Origin of the sequence: Leptospira wolbachii serovar Codice str. CDC (genome assembly GCF_000332515.2) — a bacterium.
GTDB lineage: Bacteria > Spirochaetota > Leptospiria > Leptospirales > Leptospiraceae > Leptospira_A > Leptospira_A wolbachii.
Window position 1 is genome coordinate 207,186 of the sequence record NZ_AOGZ02000016.1, and the last position, 16,353, is coordinate 223,538.

At 41.6% G+C, this 16,353-nt stretch carries 17 protein-coding genes; 6 read left to right on the top strand and 11 right to left on the bottom strand.

The features are described from left to right. From LEP1GSC195_RS18425 to speE, 6 genes are read right to left on the bottom strand one after another with little or no spacing between them, the layout of a single operon-like run. Complete coding sequence (locus LEP1GSC195_RS18425) at positions 1-1,272, bottom strand: NAD(P)/FAD-dependent oxidoreductase (protein WP_015682946.1); 1,272 nt, start codon at positions 1,270-1,272, stop codon at positions 1-3. A 26-nt stretch (positions 1,273-1,298) separates the two neighbouring features. Next, the gene (gene pyrF, locus LEP1GSC195_RS18430) at positions 1,299-2,126 is read right to left on the bottom strand and encodes an orotidine-5'-phosphate decarboxylase (protein ID WP_015683002.1); all 828 of its coding nucleotides are present in this window, start codon (positions 2,124-2,126) and stop codon (positions 1,299-1,301) included. Continuing rightward, the gene (locus tag LEP1GSC195_RS18435; RefSeq protein ID WP_015682838.1) at positions 2,123-2,992 is read right to left on the bottom strand and encodes a hypothetical protein; all 870 of its coding nucleotides are present in this window, start codon (positions 2,990-2,992) and stop codon (positions 2,123-2,125) included. Before LEP1GSC195_RS18435 ends, pyrF begins: the two co-directional genes overlap by 4 nt. Next, on the bottom strand, positions 2,989-3,720 hold the full coding sequence (locus LEP1GSC195_RS18440; RefSeq protein WP_015682893.1) for a hypothetical protein: 732 nt from the start codon (positions 3,718-3,720) through the stop codon (positions 2,989-2,991). Before LEP1GSC195_RS18440 ends, LEP1GSC195_RS18435 begins: the two co-directional genes overlap by 4 nt. Continuing rightward, on the bottom strand, positions 3,710-4,963 hold the full coding sequence (locus LEP1GSC195_RS18445) for a hypothetical protein (protein ID WP_015683046.1): 1,254 nt from the start codon (positions 4,961-4,963) through the stop codon (positions 3,710-3,712). The genes LEP1GSC195_RS18440 and LEP1GSC195_RS18445 overlap by 11 nt, the downstream gene beginning before the upstream one ends. A 6-nt stretch (positions 4,964-4,969) precedes the next feature. After that, entirely contained in the window at positions 4,970-5,815 is an 846-nt protein-coding gene (gene speE / locus LEP1GSC195_RS18450; RefSeq protein ID WP_015682824.1) for a polyamine aminopropyltransferase, read from the bottom strand. 140 nt (positions 5,816-5,955) lie between these two features. On the opposite strand from speE, the gene LEP1GSC195_RS18455 reads away from it, so the two are divergent. Together LEP1GSC195_RS18455 and LEP1GSC195_RS18460 are read left to right on the top strand one after the other, a co-directional pair. After that, a complete protein-coding gene (locus LEP1GSC195_RS18455) occupies positions 5,956-6,396 on the top strand; it encodes a hypothetical protein (RefSeq protein ID WP_015682889.1) in 441 nt (146 codons plus the stop codon). An 83-nt stretch (positions 6,397-6,479) separates the two neighbouring features. Then, on the top strand, positions 6,480-6,869 hold the full coding sequence (locus LEP1GSC195_RS18460; RefSeq protein WP_015682928.1) for a DUF302 domain-containing protein: 390 nt from the start codon (positions 6,480-6,482) through the stop codon (positions 6,867-6,869). Between the two features lie 221 nt (positions 6,870-7,090). On the opposite strand, the gene LEP1GSC195_RS18465 is transcribed toward LEP1GSC195_RS18460, so the two are convergent. The 5 genes from LEP1GSC195_RS18465 to LEP1GSC195_RS18485 form a co-directional block, all read right to left on the bottom strand. Beyond that, positions 7,091-7,486 (bottom strand): hypothetical protein, encoded by a 396-nt coding sequence (locus tag LEP1GSC195_RS18465; protein WP_015683018.1) that lies wholly within the window; start codon positions 7,484-7,486, stop codon positions 7,091-7,093. 106 nt (positions 7,487-7,592) lie between these two features. Continuing rightward, a complete protein-coding gene (locus tag LEP1GSC195_RS18470; protein WP_015682871.1) occupies positions 7,593-8,453 on the bottom strand; it encodes a DMT family transporter in 861 nt (286 codons plus the stop codon). Between the two features lie 55 nt (positions 8,454-8,508). Continuing rightward, positions 8,509-8,991 carry a DUF2505 family protein gene (locus tag LEP1GSC195_RS18475; protein WP_015682920.1) on the bottom strand — a complete coding sequence of 161 codons (483 nt, stop codon included), beginning with the start codon at positions 8,989-8,991 and terminating at the stop codon, positions 8,509-8,511. Continuing rightward, positions 8,991-9,746, bottom strand: coding sequence for a ferritin-like domain-containing protein (locus LEP1GSC195_RS18480; RefSeq protein ID WP_015682947.1), 756 nt, complete (start codon positions 9,744-9,746; stop codon positions 8,991-8,993). The genes LEP1GSC195_RS18475 and LEP1GSC195_RS18480 overlap by 1 nt, the downstream gene beginning before the upstream one ends. Positions 9,747-9,804: 58 nt before the next feature. Then, positions 9,805-10,473 carry a lysoplasmalogenase gene (locus LEP1GSC195_RS18485; RefSeq protein WP_015683048.1) on the bottom strand — a complete coding sequence of 223 codons (669 nt, stop codon included), beginning with the start codon at positions 10,471-10,473 and terminating at the stop codon, positions 9,805-9,807. A gap of 65 nt (positions 10,474-10,538) precedes the next feature. Between LEP1GSC195_RS18485 and LEP1GSC195_RS18490 the strand changes: the two genes are divergently transcribed. The 4 genes from LEP1GSC195_RS18490 (at position 10,539) to meaB (ending at position 16,007) form a co-directional block, all read left to right on the top strand. Beyond that, the gene (locus LEP1GSC195_RS18490) at positions 10,539-10,847 is read left to right on the top strand and encodes a hypothetical protein (protein ID WP_083901935.1); all 309 of its coding nucleotides are present in this window, start codon (positions 10,539-10,541) and stop codon (positions 10,845-10,847) included. A gap of 1 nt (position 10,848) precedes the next feature. Continuing rightward, a complete protein-coding gene (locus LEP1GSC195_RS18495; RefSeq protein WP_015683051.1) occupies positions 10,849-12,660 on the top strand; it encodes a methylmalonyl-CoA mutase family protein in 1,812 nt (603 codons plus the stop codon). 1 nt (position 12,661) lies between these two features. Then, positions 12,662-14,800 carry a methylmalonyl-CoA mutase gene (gene scpA / locus LEP1GSC195_RS18500; RefSeq protein ID WP_015683029.1) on the top strand — a complete coding sequence of 713 codons (2,139 nt, stop codon included), beginning with the start codon at positions 12,662-12,664 and terminating at the stop codon, positions 14,798-14,800. 94 nt (positions 14,801-14,894) lie between these two features. Beyond that, complete coding sequence (gene meaB, locus LEP1GSC195_RS18505) at positions 14,895-16,007, top strand: methylmalonyl Co-A mutase-associated GTPase MeaB (RefSeq protein ID WP_015682989.1); 1,113 nt, start codon at positions 14,895-14,897, stop codon at positions 16,005-16,007. The last annotated feature ends 346 nt before the right edge of the window (positions 16,008-16,353 follow it).

Below are 16,353 nucleotides of genomic sequence, written 5' to 3' on the forward strand. Positions count from 1 at the left end.
TTAAGTCCATGGATCCCTTTTTAAAATGCTACGCGCAGCATTTACCGCAGATAAAAACCCATCTTCATGGAATCCATACCGGAAGTAAGCACCTGCGTAGTAAATGGGACCTGTTTCGTTTAACTCTGGCAGACGACTTTGCCCCAGTGATGCCTCAACGGAAAATAGTGGGTGTTCATAATCAATTTTTTTTATGATTTTGTCTTTTGCCACTCGGTCTGGATCATTAATGGTCACAAAATAATTTTGCTTTTTAGAAACGTTTTGCAAACGGTTCATCCAATAGATGGTATAAGGATCCTGTTTCCCACTTGGCCCCTCGACGATTTTGTAATTCCAACTCGACCAACAAGAATTCACCTTTGGCATATCACTCGCATCCGTATGGAGTGTCGCCGTATTGTGTTGGTAACGATAGAGTGGGAGTAACTCACTCTCCCATTTCGTCGGATTTCCTAACAATTTCGCAGAAATATGGCCATGAGTCGCAAGTAAAACTTTATCAAAGATTTCTCTTTTCCCTTCACCAAACGCAAGTTCCACCTTCCCACCAGCGGTCCGGTTCACTTGTTTTACCGGAGTGTTCAGACGAAAACGATCCTTAATAGGAGCGATGATTCGTTTGCTATATTCATGGGATCCCCCATCCACCGTATACCATTGGTGTTGGGTACTCAGTCCCAAAAATCCATGATTGTAAAAAAACCGAATGAGTGATTTGGCAGGAAATTCTAACATCAAATCAGGTGGAGTGGACCAAACTGCCGAACTCATGGGAATCAGATAAAAATTCAGGATGTCTTTCCCAAACCCAAAGGCCTCCATATACTGGCCCAAATTCCAAGTATCATATTTGGGATCTTCCAAAATCTTAGGAGCCGATTTGTTGAACCGGTCGATCTCTAGTAACATCTTCAAATACCGAGGCCGAAAGAGATTTTTTTTCTGCGCAAAAAGCCCGGTTAGGCCCGACCCACAAAACTCTAATTTGGTGGGATCATGTTGTACGCTAAAAGACATATCCGACTTTTTTGTCGGAACATCCAATGTTTGGAAAAGTCTAATTAAGTTTGGATAGGTGACATGATTGAATACAATAAACCCAGTATCAATCGGAATAGAAACTCCATCCTCTTCTACCATAACTGTATTGGTATGACCGCCAATATAATCGGCGCTGTCAAATATGGTTAAATCAAAATCATTTTTTAAAAAGTAGGCGGAACCTAAACCTGCGATTCCTGTGCCGACAATGGCTAATCTTTCTTTCACTTGTTTCCCTGATGGTGATTAGACCGTCAGAGAAAGAGTTGGTTCATTTGTAAGTGGACTTCCTCTGCTTTCTTTTCTGCGACTTGTCCGAAGTTTTCTTCTAAGGAACTAAGTGTAATCCCTCTTGAAGAATTGATAAGCGATCGTTTTCCTGATGCCTGAATGATAGCTTCTAAATCTCCCCCTTGGGCACCAAACCCAGGGATGAGAAAATACATTTCTGGATGACGCACGCGTAAGGACTGGATCTCCGATGGATGAGTTCCCCCCACAACAAGCCCCACTTGGTCGGGATACTCTTCCGCAAGTCTTGCCATCTGATCACTCACCTCTTCATACAGAAAGATATCTCTGCCTACCAACTTTTGTTTTTGAAAGTCAGTAGAAGAAGGATTGGAAGTAAGACCGAGGACAAAAATGTATCCACCTAAATCCAAATAAGGGACCAAACTATCCCGACCCATATATGGATTCACGGTCAGTGCATCCACTTTCAAGGTTTGGAAAAAGTACTTTGCATACTCTTTAGAGGTATTGGCAAGATCCCCGCGTTTTGCATCCATCACTATGGGTACTTGCGGCGAAACTTCCTGCATCACACGCACCGTATGCTCCAAAGCAAAGTATCCTTCTGCACCCAATCGTTCAAAGAAAGCAACGTTTGGTTTCCAAGAAGTCGCATAAGTATGTGTGTACCGAACGATGGTTTCCGCAAAATGAACCAGTGGTGCTTTGGAATCCAAACTCACCTTAGGCAATTTTTCCAACTCGGAATCAAGACCAATGCAGAGTAAAGACTTTAGCGAGTCTCTACGTACATTGAATTTTTGAATGAACTGAGATTTATGATTCACTTGGGTTCCTTAAAATGGATCTTTTGTTTTCTCTTTTCTATTTCTAGGTCAATGTCTCTTTTTTTATAACGACCGTAAATATGACCTGGGATTACAGTAACAGCGGTAATGGGATTGGTCACGACATCACCAATGGCACCTCCCACATAAGTAGAATAAGCTGGAGTGAGTAACTCGTAGGAAGATTCTAATTGTTCTCTGTCATTTTTTTCTGCAAAATAATTTATAGCGTCGTCAGAGGCCCTTGCTTCATGGTAAAGTGCTCCCACCACGGGAATCGCATAAACGGCGGCATAGAGAGTTCTTTTTTCTCTTTGAGCAAAGTCTTTGGCATGTCCCCCTTCATGGATGACAACAGGAGGTAGATCAGAATACACATTGATTGTATTTGTAAAAGAATTATAATGATCTCCGCCAATCGTTCCTGCAAACAACCGACCCGGAAGAAATGTATAAGCTAGTAAAGAAATGGAACCAAAAAAATACCGAACCACAGGATTGATATTTTTATTTTTCGGAAGTCGTCTCCATTCCGAAAGGGGGGCATATTGATTGAAACGAACCTTTACATCCCGTAAATTATTTTCTTTAATATAACGAATCAAATAGTCTTTGGTTTCTTTTGAAATATGGTGGTTGTCTGCCTTTAGATTCCAAAGCACTAACTTGGAAGGAAGAGAAAAAATCCAGTTCCCCGTTTGGTCCAAAATCCAGACTGGTTCGCCTTCTTCAAATTGTGGATCTTCTTCGGTAAACTCGGGACTTGGGAGATAAGGATTCCCATAATTATATTGTTTCTCTAAAGAGTAACAATTTGTGAGACTAAAACCAATCCACAGTAGAATGATAAGAACTTGGGATTTCATAAACTTTCAAGAATTTCCTTTAGTTTCGGATCCACTGGTTCTTGTTTGGTGGGAGTTTGTTTCTGTTTTGTGGGTGGTGTTTCTGGTAGCTGAGTTTCTTCTACCGGCGAACTCCCATTATACCCTGATACTGATTCCAACTTTGTAAAAAATTCTGATAAAGAATTTCTACCCAATTGGTTTAACTGATCTTCTCGGTTCCCCCGGAATCCATTGTATGGCACATACCAAATCAATGGCACTATTGTTAATATACTCCCTGTTAAGTAACAATTGGTGACCCTAGAGTCGATTTCATCATAATAAGAAAATACTTCTTCAGCACCACCAACAATTTGGATCCGCGCCTTCAAACGCACAAAACTTAAGTTTTTAGAACATCTGTCTAGAGAGACTAGCTGAAATTCATCGACGAAAATCTTTCCTCCTCTGTCGATTAACAAAGGATAACGATTCCCTCGCATAGAAAGTTCTTTGCGTATCAAATAAGACAATGGACCGTATTCATTAGGAAGTCCCTCAGGGCCTGAAAAATACCCGTCATAGATGGCCATTTTCATTCGATTTTCATCTTTGACTTGAATCTGGATATGATCCATCTTTTTGACAAATTCAAAAGCAGTTTCCTTTGGGAAAGGCCTGTACACTCGAAGAGAAATCCCACAGCCCATCCCTAAAAATGAGCTAAGTAAAAGCGATATCGTATAAAAATTAATTTTAAAAAACATAAGTATACCCAATGTATAAATTCGAAATCGAGTAACTTCGGGAAGGACGTTTGTCCCGACCATCCGCTTCATAGAATGCAGAACTTAAATAATAATCCCTAACTCCCGAATGGAAAGACTCCTGATTTAACGCTCGGATTCCAGGCGCATAAGATTCGTTAGCCCTCCAAATATATTGAATTACCTGAAACCCTAAATGGAATTTATGGTGTTCTAACGGCTGCCAGTTGAATTGTCCGAGTATATCCAAACCCACAATTGTTGTTTGTAGTGGTTTTTCTGAAAATAAGGAATATGCCTCATCACCTGCGACGATACCTTCTCCAAACCTTGTGGCACCACCGTTTTGTGTTAAAATATCCCTTCTGTAATTGAGCCTACCGAGAGGAGTAAGGAATAAATCCCCTCCCAATTCATAGGAGAATCCTTCCCCTAATTTATGATAAAACTTAAAGCCAGCACTCGGAGCTAGATACCGCATGGAATCTCGCATAATACCAGTTTGCGCTAGAGATTGGGAGGAAAAAACTGAATTGGTATGAAAGGAGCCCGTTCGGATGCCAAAATCCCAACTATAAGCAATCGAACGAGAATACTCCTCATAAATTTTTACCACTAACTTATGTTCAGCGTTATACAATCGATCAGAGTGATAAGCTGATTGTGGTACTCCAACAAATCCTATAGAAAGATAATCGTTTGTTGTTTGAAATTGAAAATATATATATTCCAAACCCCATTTTGCCGAATTGTGTTTGTATGCCACCCTCGGCGAAAAAGATCGCGAAAATTCGTAAGGATTTTTTATATCATAGGCCAAAGGAAGGCTTCGAATGTTTTGGTAACCTATAGGCGAACGAGGGTAATACGGTGATCCTGCTTGAAAGGCAATGCGTCCGTCGTCTGACGCAGAATCATTCCCTGTAGAAAACATCCCAAATTGGTCAAAACTCCGAAATCCAATCTCCCAAGTCCCTTGGTGGAATTCCAAAGAACCCTTATTGGTTGCCGGGATACTTTTTGTGGGTGAAATAAATTCGGTTTGCGGATTTCGATCTCGAAACTGATCGGCCCGAATCCGTTTGATTTTCGAACGGATCTCTTCTCCCTTTTTTGGGAACCCACGTTCTTCATAGGATTCTGCCTCTAATTCCAACTTTGTTGCTTTTGTTTCCTGGGCCCAAAGAACATTTGGACGAATAAAAACCAGAAGCAAGGAAAAGAAAACGGGAATCCATTTCACAAAGATTTATCCTTTTCGTTTGATATAAGCTTTTGCAAATTCAGGAAGAACAAAAGCGGCTTTGTGAATTTCAGGACTATAGTATTTGAGTCCTTTCGGAACACGTTTTGGATCAGGTGTCACGGAATAAGGATCAATCGCATTGGATAAAAAAGTAAACCCAATAATCCCCGAAGGGTATGTAGGAATGGTCGTGTAATAGTATCCATACTCAGGAAAAATTTTTGGAATAAAATCAAAGAGAGATGAGATTACGTCTCCATGATACCAAAAAGATTCCGCTTGTGTCGCAATGATTCCCGTTGGTTTTAAAGCACTTGCCATATCACGAAAGAATGGTTCTTTGAATAAAACTTCTGCAGGCCCCACAGGATCACTGGAATCCACCAAGATCACATCAAAGCGGCCTTTGTTCTCTCTCGCAAATTTTGCTCCGTCATCATAATAATGAATGACCTTAGGGTCTTTCATAGCATCTGCACATTCTGGAAAGTATTTATAACTAATATCTACTACTGCTTTGTCAATCTCGCATAACACAACTTCTTTGACAGAAGGATGTTTTAATACTTCACGAACCGTACCCCCGTCTCCCCCACCAATTACAAGAACGGATTCCGGGTTGGGATGGCTCATCATGGGAATATGGGCAATCATTTCATGATAAGAATGTTCATCCTTATTTGTAACCATCGTTACACCATCAAGTGTAAACATTCTACCGAAGGATTGTGTTTCAAAAATATCGATTTTTTGGAACGGAGATTGTAGGCTTTCGATTGTTTTTGTTACCCGGTAACTCACAGCACGGCCTTTTTCTAATTCCAATTTTTCGGTATACCAAATCTCCATTGATTTCTCCTAAGGTTTCTCTCTTTAAACCAGATTTGATATAGGAAGAAGAAGGTGTAGTTTTTTTTGAAAATTTGGGTTTACTAAAGATTAAAAATTCAACTTGGCGGGAACCAGACCCTTAGGTTCCATTGTCCAGTATGCAGAAATATTCCCGCGTTTTTTACCTGCTTGGTTTTTTATCCATGCCACTTTTTATTTTATTACTGGTTTATGGTTATATCAAACTCAATGAAATGGTGAGTGAAGAAATCCATTGGGGCCATAACAAATCTTTTGCTTTTGGACAGGCTTCTCGTGAAGGAAAACTCATTCTCCTTTCTGTGACCAAATCTCGATGTGAGATGTTGCAAGGGCTCGAATGTGGCGAAGGAAAACCAGACCTTGGCACCTATGTCCTTCTCAACTACACTCCCAGAGAACAGGAATTCGAAACCCTCATTTTGGATGATCGGTTTGCTTCTTTAAAAACCGACCCTCTCCCTCAATACTTCCTTTTAAATTCCACAGGGGAAATTCGTCATATATCAACTCAGCTTCCTAGCGTAGAAGAGATGCAAAAACTCCCGAAAAAAGAATGATCTTTTTCAAATCCTAACCAAAAATCTCTTGCAACTTCGTTTCGAATCCCATACCCTATGGGGTATAGGACAACGGAGGATTTATGTTAGGACTAACCGTTCACAGAAAAAAGAGTTTTGAAGATACCATCACCGACACAACCGAAGCTTTAAAAAAAGAAGGTTTCGGCGTTCTTACCACCATCGACGTTAAACACACACTCAAAGAAAAAATCGGAGTCGATTTCAAACGTTATACCATCCTTGGAGCCTGTAACCCTGGTTTTGCGCACAAAGCCCTCCAAACAGCCGATGAAATTGGACTATTATTACCTTGCAACGTTGTTGTCACCGAAGAAAAAAATGGGGAAACCAAAGTCTCTATCTTTGATCCCATGACCATGACGAAGTTAGTTCAAAATCCCGAACTCGAAAAAATCGCCAAAGAAGTACAAGAGAAACTAATTCAGGTCATCCATCACTTACACGAATGAATTAAATTTTTCGGGAAACTAGTGGGTGCGCCTCGCCGATGGATTTTTATATCCATATTGCATCCATTAGGCGATCCCGCTTTACGCTTCAATCTTTCTGGAAGGGTAGCCTGTACCAAACATAGTTATCCAACCAGAAAGGATTTCCGCTGCAATCGGTGGCGCTGAAGTTTAGATTTAATTTTACAAACAGTTGGTACTTAAATTTTTCCCCTTGCCAATCACTTACAAAAAGCCGGTAAGGTTTTTGTCCGAGTGTAACAAACCGTAACTCCCGCAGTAGTCATTCCAAAAAGATTCAAAGGACCTCCCACTGGATACTGTGCAGTCGAAGCAGGACCTACTTGCCAATTGATATTATAGTTCCCTTCTGAGCCAGTGATCTGTCCTTTAACCACACTGCTTGTTTTTTTATAACAAGATTTGATATCTCGATTGTTGCTAATGATAAGCCAAGCAGAAACATTGGAACTTGGGTCTTTGACACAATTGTTTGTTAATACCCAACTACCTTCTAAAATGGTCCGACCTTCATCGGCCCCTACTTTTTCTCCTGACTGGCAATGGAAAGCTGATACAGAAACTGCCAACGCGATGATTAAACTAATTTTTTTCAAAATTTGCTCCTTTGTGGAAATTTATTATTTCTACAAAGGGAGATTAGAGACTAAAATTTCTGAAGTAAGTCAAACTTTATTCTAAATATTTTCTTAATTTTTAATTTTATTTTTCGTTAACCCACAAAACAGCGGTATTCTCACTTTCCGCTTTTTTCCGAAACACCTCTAAAATTGCACAAAACAAAATCACACCGCCACCTAACCAAAGCCTTTCGGGTGGCACCTCTCCCAAAAAATACCAGGCCGCCAAACTTCCGTATATCGGACTTAAGGTAGACAAAGTGCCCGCAGTAGTTACCGATAAATTTGATAAACTGCGAATCCAAATAGTATGGGCAAGTGAGGTAAAAATCCCAGCAAGCACCACCTGGAACAACAGGTATTTGGGTTCAGCCAACATTACAAATAGTCCATCGGCAAAGGGAAGTAAAACCAAGGTAGTGGCAATCAGTTGGGTGAAAAGAATTTGGGCACTAGGATAATGAACATGCATTTCTTTAGTCAGTAGATTCCGAATCGCATAGAGAACTGCCGAAACCACACCCCAAACCACTCCTTGGAACATTTGGTTGTTCCAAGAAAGATCGGGTACAATGAGGAAAAGCCCAAAAAAGGAAAAACAAGCCAAAAAGAATGCAAAAGGATCGGGGCGTTTTCCACCAAGCAAAGGTTCGATGAGTGCAGAAAACACAGGATAGGTGAAAAGAGACAACATCCCGACTGCCACAGTGGACACTTGGATGGAGTGAAAGTAAGTCACCCAATGCAAAGCAAATAAAATTCCAATTCCAAATACAAACAAAAAGTCCTTAAAACTTCGGTAGGATACAGACTTACCACGAAGCAAAAAGAAGAGTCCGAGTAAAATGACAGAAAATAGTGCCCGACCGGAGATGATCGTGACTGCAGGAAAGGGAAGGAGTTTGGCAAACAAAGTGACGTTCCCCATAATGAGGATCGTCAAATTGAGTTCCAATACAGATCGTAAAAAGCTAGGAGAAGAAGACTTCACTTCTTACTTAGGATTCGACCCCCAGAAATTTGGCGATGGATTTTCTATCTTTTTCCAAACTATGTTTGTGAATTTCTTCGATGGCCTTCTCCACAATGGGAGAAACAAAAAGAAGACTAGAAATCACATCTACATCATAAGAACGTTTGGACTCAAGGCCATCCGCTTCGTATTTACTTTTCCCTTTGATCACAAACACATTGTCTTTTCCCGGAGGAGAGATTTTAAATTCATGAGTATTGGTAGTAATATCAAAAGTGGATTCTTCCAAAAGAGAAAGGTCGTTCAGTGCTGCCGATAGAACGGCAGGCATAGAACCTTCCAAACTCACTTTCCGTTTTTGGCGAATGATATTCCCTTCTTTCGTTTCTTCCAATAGAGTTACATTTTTTAAATCAGGGAACTGATCTAGATGTTTGTATCTCTCTTCTCTGGCGTGAAGGAGTTTTTCGAGGGAAACGGGAAATGTATGAGTTACTTGGTATTTCACTATTTTTTCTTACCTTTTTTCTTAGCGGGTTTGGCTTTTGGTTTCGCCACTGTTTTTTTTACGGCTTTTTTTGGTGCCTTTTTTGCAGCTTTCTTCGCCGACTTCTTGTTTGCTGGTTTGGCTGGTTTAGAAGTTTTTTTAGCAGATGGTTTTGTTTTTGCCGTTTGCGGTTTAGAAGCTTTTGGTTTTGGTGACAGCTTAGAAGAACGATTGACCTCTTCCATCAACTCCTCATCTTCCCAGTAGAAAACTTGGTCCGCAGGGGTGGACTGTTCCATTGCCATTGCTTGTGCTTCTAAAAGCGAATTATTGGATTCGTTAAAGTTAGCCAATTTTTGGAATAACAAATTGATTTTTGGATCTTGGAATTTGTTTCGGATGGTGGCATAAAAATTACGCGCATCCTCCCCTTCTCTGATAGCAAGCTCTATTGCTTTTCTTTCGTCAGCTTTCACTTCTTCATTTTTATTGCGATCTAACCGATCCATTACCTTTTGGATGGTCGAAGAATGAAACTTTTCTATTTCAGAAAGTTGTTTTAAGTTAGGAAGTTCTTTTCCTTCTGCACTTTTATAGATGTCTTTGATGAATTTAATATGCTCATCACCATCTAACGCAAGTTGGCTGAAAAGTTCTCTGATTTGGCCTTCCGGTAAACTTTCGGAAAGTTTTAAATAAAAATTGAAACATTGAACTTCGTGTTCAATTGCGGCCGCAACTGCCTCTATAAAGGATGTTTTTTTTAGCGATTTCATAATCCCATTCCCCGGTTTTTAAAAACCATAGATACGATACTAGTGAGTTTTAAGTGAATCAAGTATTTTTCACAGATTGAAAATCCAACTCTTCTGCCTTTGTAGCTGAGTAGATGAGCACTTGAGCAATATAGTAAGTTACCATAATTCCCATAGATGCAGTGAATCTGTCCATTTCTGGTTTTAAAAACATAGAATAGGCAATAATAGAATCGGATAAAATGAATACCAATGCACCAAGTAGGCCCAAGTAGAAAGGTTTGGACACAGAATTTCTAGCAGCAGCACGCCAACCCATCAAACAAATTGCTGAAATGTATACACCAACTGGAATGAGAAGCGATCCAAGTTTTGGAACCAGTACAAGAAAAAAAGAAGACCCAAAGAGTAAAAATGGGATTGCAAGCAGGGGTTTAATTTTTGAGTCCAACGTGAACGCATAAGAGTAGATCAATTGTGCAATGAGAAAGGAACCCAACCCAAAAACAAAGTATCCTTGTTTTGGTAAGGCTAAAAAGCTATCTCCAAAAAGGGAAAACACAAGGCCAACCGCAATCAATTTCCCTCGTTTTTCCAATTGGGGAAAGTAGCGAAAGAGCGCTACAATGAGGATCAGAATGGGAATGATTTTCGAAGGGAGATAGAAGGCATCCTCTTTTGTGATCGTAGCGATCGCAAAAAGATGCACAACAGAATAGAGAACAAACAAAACAATTTCTTTAGCCATATTTCTTACTTTACAGGGATATCATTCTCGAGATTTCATCAGATGAAAGCCCGAGTGATCAGCCTATGAAACAAACACGACCCTTGTCCATCCTTTTCTTAATTTGTCTCTTATGGACCCAGACTTTGTCCGCAAGAGAAGTGCCCTCTGGTGGCGAAATGTTGATCGATTTGATTTTGGCACGCCCCATGGGACTTGCCGGAACCTTAGTTGGGACCGCTGCCTTTATTGTCGCCTCCCCTTTCACACTGATGTCGGGTACTTTCTTGCAGTCTGGTAGACGTCTAGTTGTTTATCCTGCTAAGTTTACCTTCACACGTGGGTTAGGCGACTTCCCAGGTTATATGGAAGATTACCAAATCGTAGAGGAATAAATTGAACGAATTTCTATTTTCAGACTTTCCTGAAGTTTCGACTGAGGATTGGAAAAACCAAATCCTGAAAGATTTAAAAGGCAACCCTTGGGACAAAGTCACTTGGGAAACAGAAGAAGGTTTCAAAATCGAACCCTTCTACCGCAAAGAAGATACCACTGACATTCCACGAGTTTACAAACGAAACCCCGGATGGAATGTCACGGAAACAATTACCTCTGAATCGGAATTGAACGACCTTCCCAAAAAAGGTGCCGATGCTGCGATCCTTATTTCCCATGAAGAAAAAGGAAATCCATTCGGATTAAAAATCAACTCATCTACTGACCTAGAAAAACTTGCCGGCCTTACGGGAAATCTTCCGCTTATAGTTTCTCTAACAACAAGAACGGTATCCTTTGTTGACTCACTAAAAAAACTCACGTCTTCGCATAACACTGTACTTGGTGATTTTGATCCTTATGGAATTGCACTTCTGTATGGGGAACTAGGAACAGAAGAAACAAACATTGGAAAATCATTTTCTACACTTTCTGGATCCAAAGGATTTGCTGGTGTGGGAATTCACAGTTACTACTTACGTGATGCAGGTGCTTCCATCGGACAGGAATTGGCCTATTCTCTTTCTTGGGGAGTGGATTACTTAAACCGTCATATAGATGTTGGAGTTTCCATTGAAGATGCTGCCTCCAACATTTGGTTTTGGATGGGCATTGGCTCCGACTACTTCACAGAAATCGCAAAGTTCCGAGCCATGAGAATCCTCTGGACGGAAATTTTAAATGCCTACAAACCTGGGCTTGGGGAAACCGTTCCGGCTCTCATCGTAGCAAGAACTTCAAGTTTCCAATTCACAGCCTACGATCCTTATGTAAACATGTTACGAGGAACTACAGCGGCTATGTCTGCGGTCATGGGTGGTGCAGATTTTGTTTCTGTGTTGCCATTCGACTCTGAATACTCCGCACAACAAGAGTTAGGCAAACGAATTGCTAGAAACTCACAACTTCTCCTTCGTTATGAGTCCTTTCTCGACAAAGTGGAAGACCCTGCGGCTGGATCTTATTATTTGGAAGTCCTTACCAAAAAACTAGCAGAAACTGCTTGGGCCAAATTCCAAACTTTGGAAACCGAAGGTGGATTTGGAGAGGCCTTAAAAAAAGGAAATATCCAAAAAGAAATCAAATCACGGGCAGACAAAAAAAGAGATGCCCTTGCTACCAAAAAAGAAATCCTACTTGGTACAAACCAATACCCGCTTCCCTCAGAAAGACATCCTGAGCTTACAAAATCTTTAGAAGAGACAACAAAACTGAATCACTTTTCCACTGAGTCAACTTACGCACGTTTGGCCCCCATTCGCCTTTCGTATGAATTTGACAAATGGAGAAATATTACCGATGCCTATGTGGCTTCTGGGAAAAAACTCCCAAAGATATTTTTACTTACCCTAGGTGACTTAACCATGCGGAAAGCAAGGGCCGGTTTTAGTTCGAATTTTCTCGGTTGCCTTGGGTATGAAATTATTGATTCGCTTGGATTTCCTTCGGTCAAGGAAGGAGTTGCTCGGGCCAAAGAACTGGGTGCCGACATTGTAGTCTTATGTTCGTCTGACGAAGAGTATGCGACCTACCTTTCCGAATTTACCTCGGAGATGAAGACCCAATTGCCAAACTCTTGGAAGTTACTTGCCGGTTATCCGAAAGACCTCATCAAAGAAGCAGAATCTCTCGGGATCGATGATTTCATCCACATGAAACGAAACATCGTGGAATTTATGGAAAAAGCCCAAACCAAATGGATCGGGAAATAAAATGAACAAACCTAATTTTGCAAAACTCCCTCTTTCTTTCGGTTCCAATAAACCAGACCCAAAGGCTATTTCCCTTTGGCAAACAGCAGAAGGAATCTCCATTCAATCTCGTTATGCGAAAACTGATTTGGAAGGAATGGAACATCTCAACTATGCTGCAGGAATTCCGCCTTACTTACGCGGACCCTATTCCACCATGTATGTGAATAAACCTTGGACGGTCCGCCAGTATGCAGGATTTTCCACTGCCGAAGAATCCAATGCTTTTTATCGTAGAAACTTAGCTGCCGGCCAAAAAGGACTTTCCGTTGCCTTTGACCTTGCCACCCACCGTGGATACGACTCAGACCACGAACGAGTGGTAGGAGATGTGGGAAAGGCTGGTGTGGCGATCGATTCGGTATTGGATATGAAAATCCTCTTCGACCAAATCCCACTCGACCAAATGTCAGTTTCCATGACTATGAATGGGGCCGTCATTCCAGTCCTTGCCTTTTATATCGTTGCCGCAGAAGAACAAGGAGTCTCCAAAGACAAACTTTCCGGCACCATCCAAAATGATATTTTGAAAGAGTTTATGGTGCGTAACACATACATTTACCCACCCAAACACTCTATGAAAATCATCGCAGACATCTTTGGTTATACTTCCAAGTACATGCCCAAGTTTAACTCCATCTCCATCTCGGGATACCATATGCAAGAGGCCGGCGCTACTGCTGATTTGGAGCTTGCTTATACCCTTGCAGATGGTTGGGAATACATCAAAACAGGAATAGCTTCTGGACTCACTGTAGATGAGTTTGCTCCTCGCCTCTCTTTCTTTTGGGCGATTGGGATGAACCATTTTATGGAAATTGCCAAAATGCGTGCGGGTCGTCTTCTTTGGGCAAAAATTGTGAACCAATTCAAACCAAAGTCTAACAAATCTTTGGCGCTCCGGACCCACTGCCAAACTTCGGGTTGGTCCCTCACCGAACAAGACCCTTTCAACAACGTAGGAAGGACTTGTATCGAAGCAATGGCCGCAGCCCTTGGCCACACTCAGTCCTTACATACCAATGCGTTGGATGAAGCCATTGCTCTTCCTACCGACTTCTCAGCAAGGATTGCAAGAAATACACAAATCTACTTACAAGAAGAAACAAACATCAACCGTGTGATCGATCCTTGGGGTGGTTCCTTTTATGTAGAAAAACTCACAAACGATCTGGTACACAAAGCTTGGAGCCTCATCCTCGAAGTACAAAAGTTAGGTGGCATGGCAGAAGCAATTGAAACGGGAATTCCTAAGATGCGAATCGAAGAAGCATCTGCAAGAAAACAGGCTCGGATCGATTCAGGCAAAGATGTGATTGTGGGAGTGAACCGTTTCCGTTTGGATAAAGAAGCTCCCATTGATATTTTAGACATTGATAATACCGCTGTTCGTATTGCCCAAATCAAACGTTTGGAACAAATGAAAAAAGATCGAGATAGTTCTGCCGTAGAAGCTGCGTTAAATGCCATTACCAAATGTGCCGAAACTGGTGAGGGGAATCTTTTAGAGCTGGCAGTGGATGCTGCTCGCAAACGTGCCTCTCTCGGCGAAATTTCTTATGCCATGGAAAAAGTATTTGGGAGGTACAAAGCAGTGATTCGTTCCATCTCAGGAGTGTATTCCTCCGAAATTTCCGAAGACAAAGGGTACCTGGAAGCAAGGTCCCTTGCTGATGAATTTGCGCAACTGGAAGGACGTCGTCCACGGATCATGGTAGCCAAGATGGGCCAAGACGGACACGATCGTGGTGCCAAAGTGATCTCTACTAGTTTTGCGGATATGGGCTTTGACGTTGATATCGGGCCTCTTTTCCAAACTCCCGCAGAGGTCGCCAAACAAGTTGTCGAAAACGATTGCCATATCTTAGGAGTGTCTTCTCTTGCTGCCGGCCACAAAACTTTGGTTCCCCAAGTGATTGAGGAATTAAAGAAACTCGGTGCGGAAGATGTACTTGTGGTGGTCGGCGGAGTGATTCCAGCCCAAGACTACGACTTCCTCTATAAGTCTGGGGCCACTGCGATTTTTGGACCGGGAACTGTGATTTCAGAAGCTGCCAAACAAATTCTGAATCTCCTCCTCGGCGAAAGAAGAGCCGCTTAAGGTTACAAAAGGATCTCTATCCACCAAACACCGATTTGTCCATAGTGACAGTCGGTGTTTTTTTAAATTTCCGCAGGTAAGATATAAAACCATTATGGAAACACCAAAAGAGGATATGGGCAAAAAGAAAACGAAAGAACCGGATCCAAATCCAAAGTCTGCTCTTTCGGTAAATCCCGGTGTTGCAGATGCCCCTGCCATTTCTCCTTACATTCGGGACCAAAGAAAAACACTTTCCCGAAAAGAAACCACAGTAGAAGAATTAGCCGATGGAGTTCTATCGGGAAACCGAACCCATCTTGCCAAGGCCATCACTCTAGTAGAAAGTAACTTGGAAGTTCATAATGACAAAGCCCAAGCCATTTTAGAACTTGTGATGCCTAAGGTTGGCAATTCCATTCGGATTGGAATCACAGGAGTTCCCGGCGTTGGGAAATCCACTTTCATCGAAAGTTTTGGGAGTTATCTCCTAGAACAAAATCACAAACTCGCAGTACTTGCCATTGATCCCAGTAGCCAAAGAACCAAAGGTTCTATTTTGGGAGACAAAACAAGGATGGAGGTTCTATCCAAGTCTGCCAATGCCTTCATTCGGCCTTCGCCTAGCAGCGGTTCTTTGGGAGGGGTAGCTAGAAAAACACGCGAATCCATGTACCTTTGTGAAGCCGCAGGGTTTGATACCATCATCATTGAAACAGTCGGTGTGGGACAATCGGAAACACAGGTCCACTCCATGGTGGATTTTTTCTTATTACTCATGCTTGCCGGCGCCGGGGACGAACTCCAAGGAATCAAACGGGGAATTATGGAGATGGCTGACCTCATCGCCATCAATAAAGCCGATGGACCCAATGAACCTTATGCGATGCGGGCCAGGGTCGAATACGAATCTGCCCTCCACCTCTTCCCTGCTCCAGAATCCAAATGGACACCCAGAGCCACTACTTGCAGTAGCATTGGCGGAAAGGGAATTGATGAAATCTGGAAACTGATTTTGGATTATATTTCCACCACAAAAACAAACGGTTATTATGCGAAAAATCGAGCAGACCAAACCCGAATGTGGTTTGAAGAAACCCTCAAAGAAGTAGTCCTTGAACAATTCTTTGCTAGGCCTGGCAAAAAAGAATCCATCAAAGCATCTGAGAAAAAGCTAATGTCCGGAAAGTCCACTCTTCTCAAAGAAATCAAACATCTGATGGATTGAAAAAAAATGCCACTTGCGCTTCTTTTCGCAAATGGCATCTGCCTCAAGCACTGGAATGTTAATGGAAATCATACGCTACAAAACCGATCCAATAGTAAAATAGATCGGCATTCAGACTGCATTGTACCGGATGGAAAGGAATTTGTCTATATACCAAATAGTATAAAAAAGGACTGTATGGTTTAGACTTTTCTTTGTTTTTTATGTTCTCTGATTTCCTAGATCAATGCAGACTAGAAAACCCAGTTCATAAAAAACACAAGGGCAAAGTAGACTCCAAACCACAGAACCAGTCTTAGTTTCATTAAAAGAGCAGAGATCCAATCGATACACTCTAGTCCGGTTT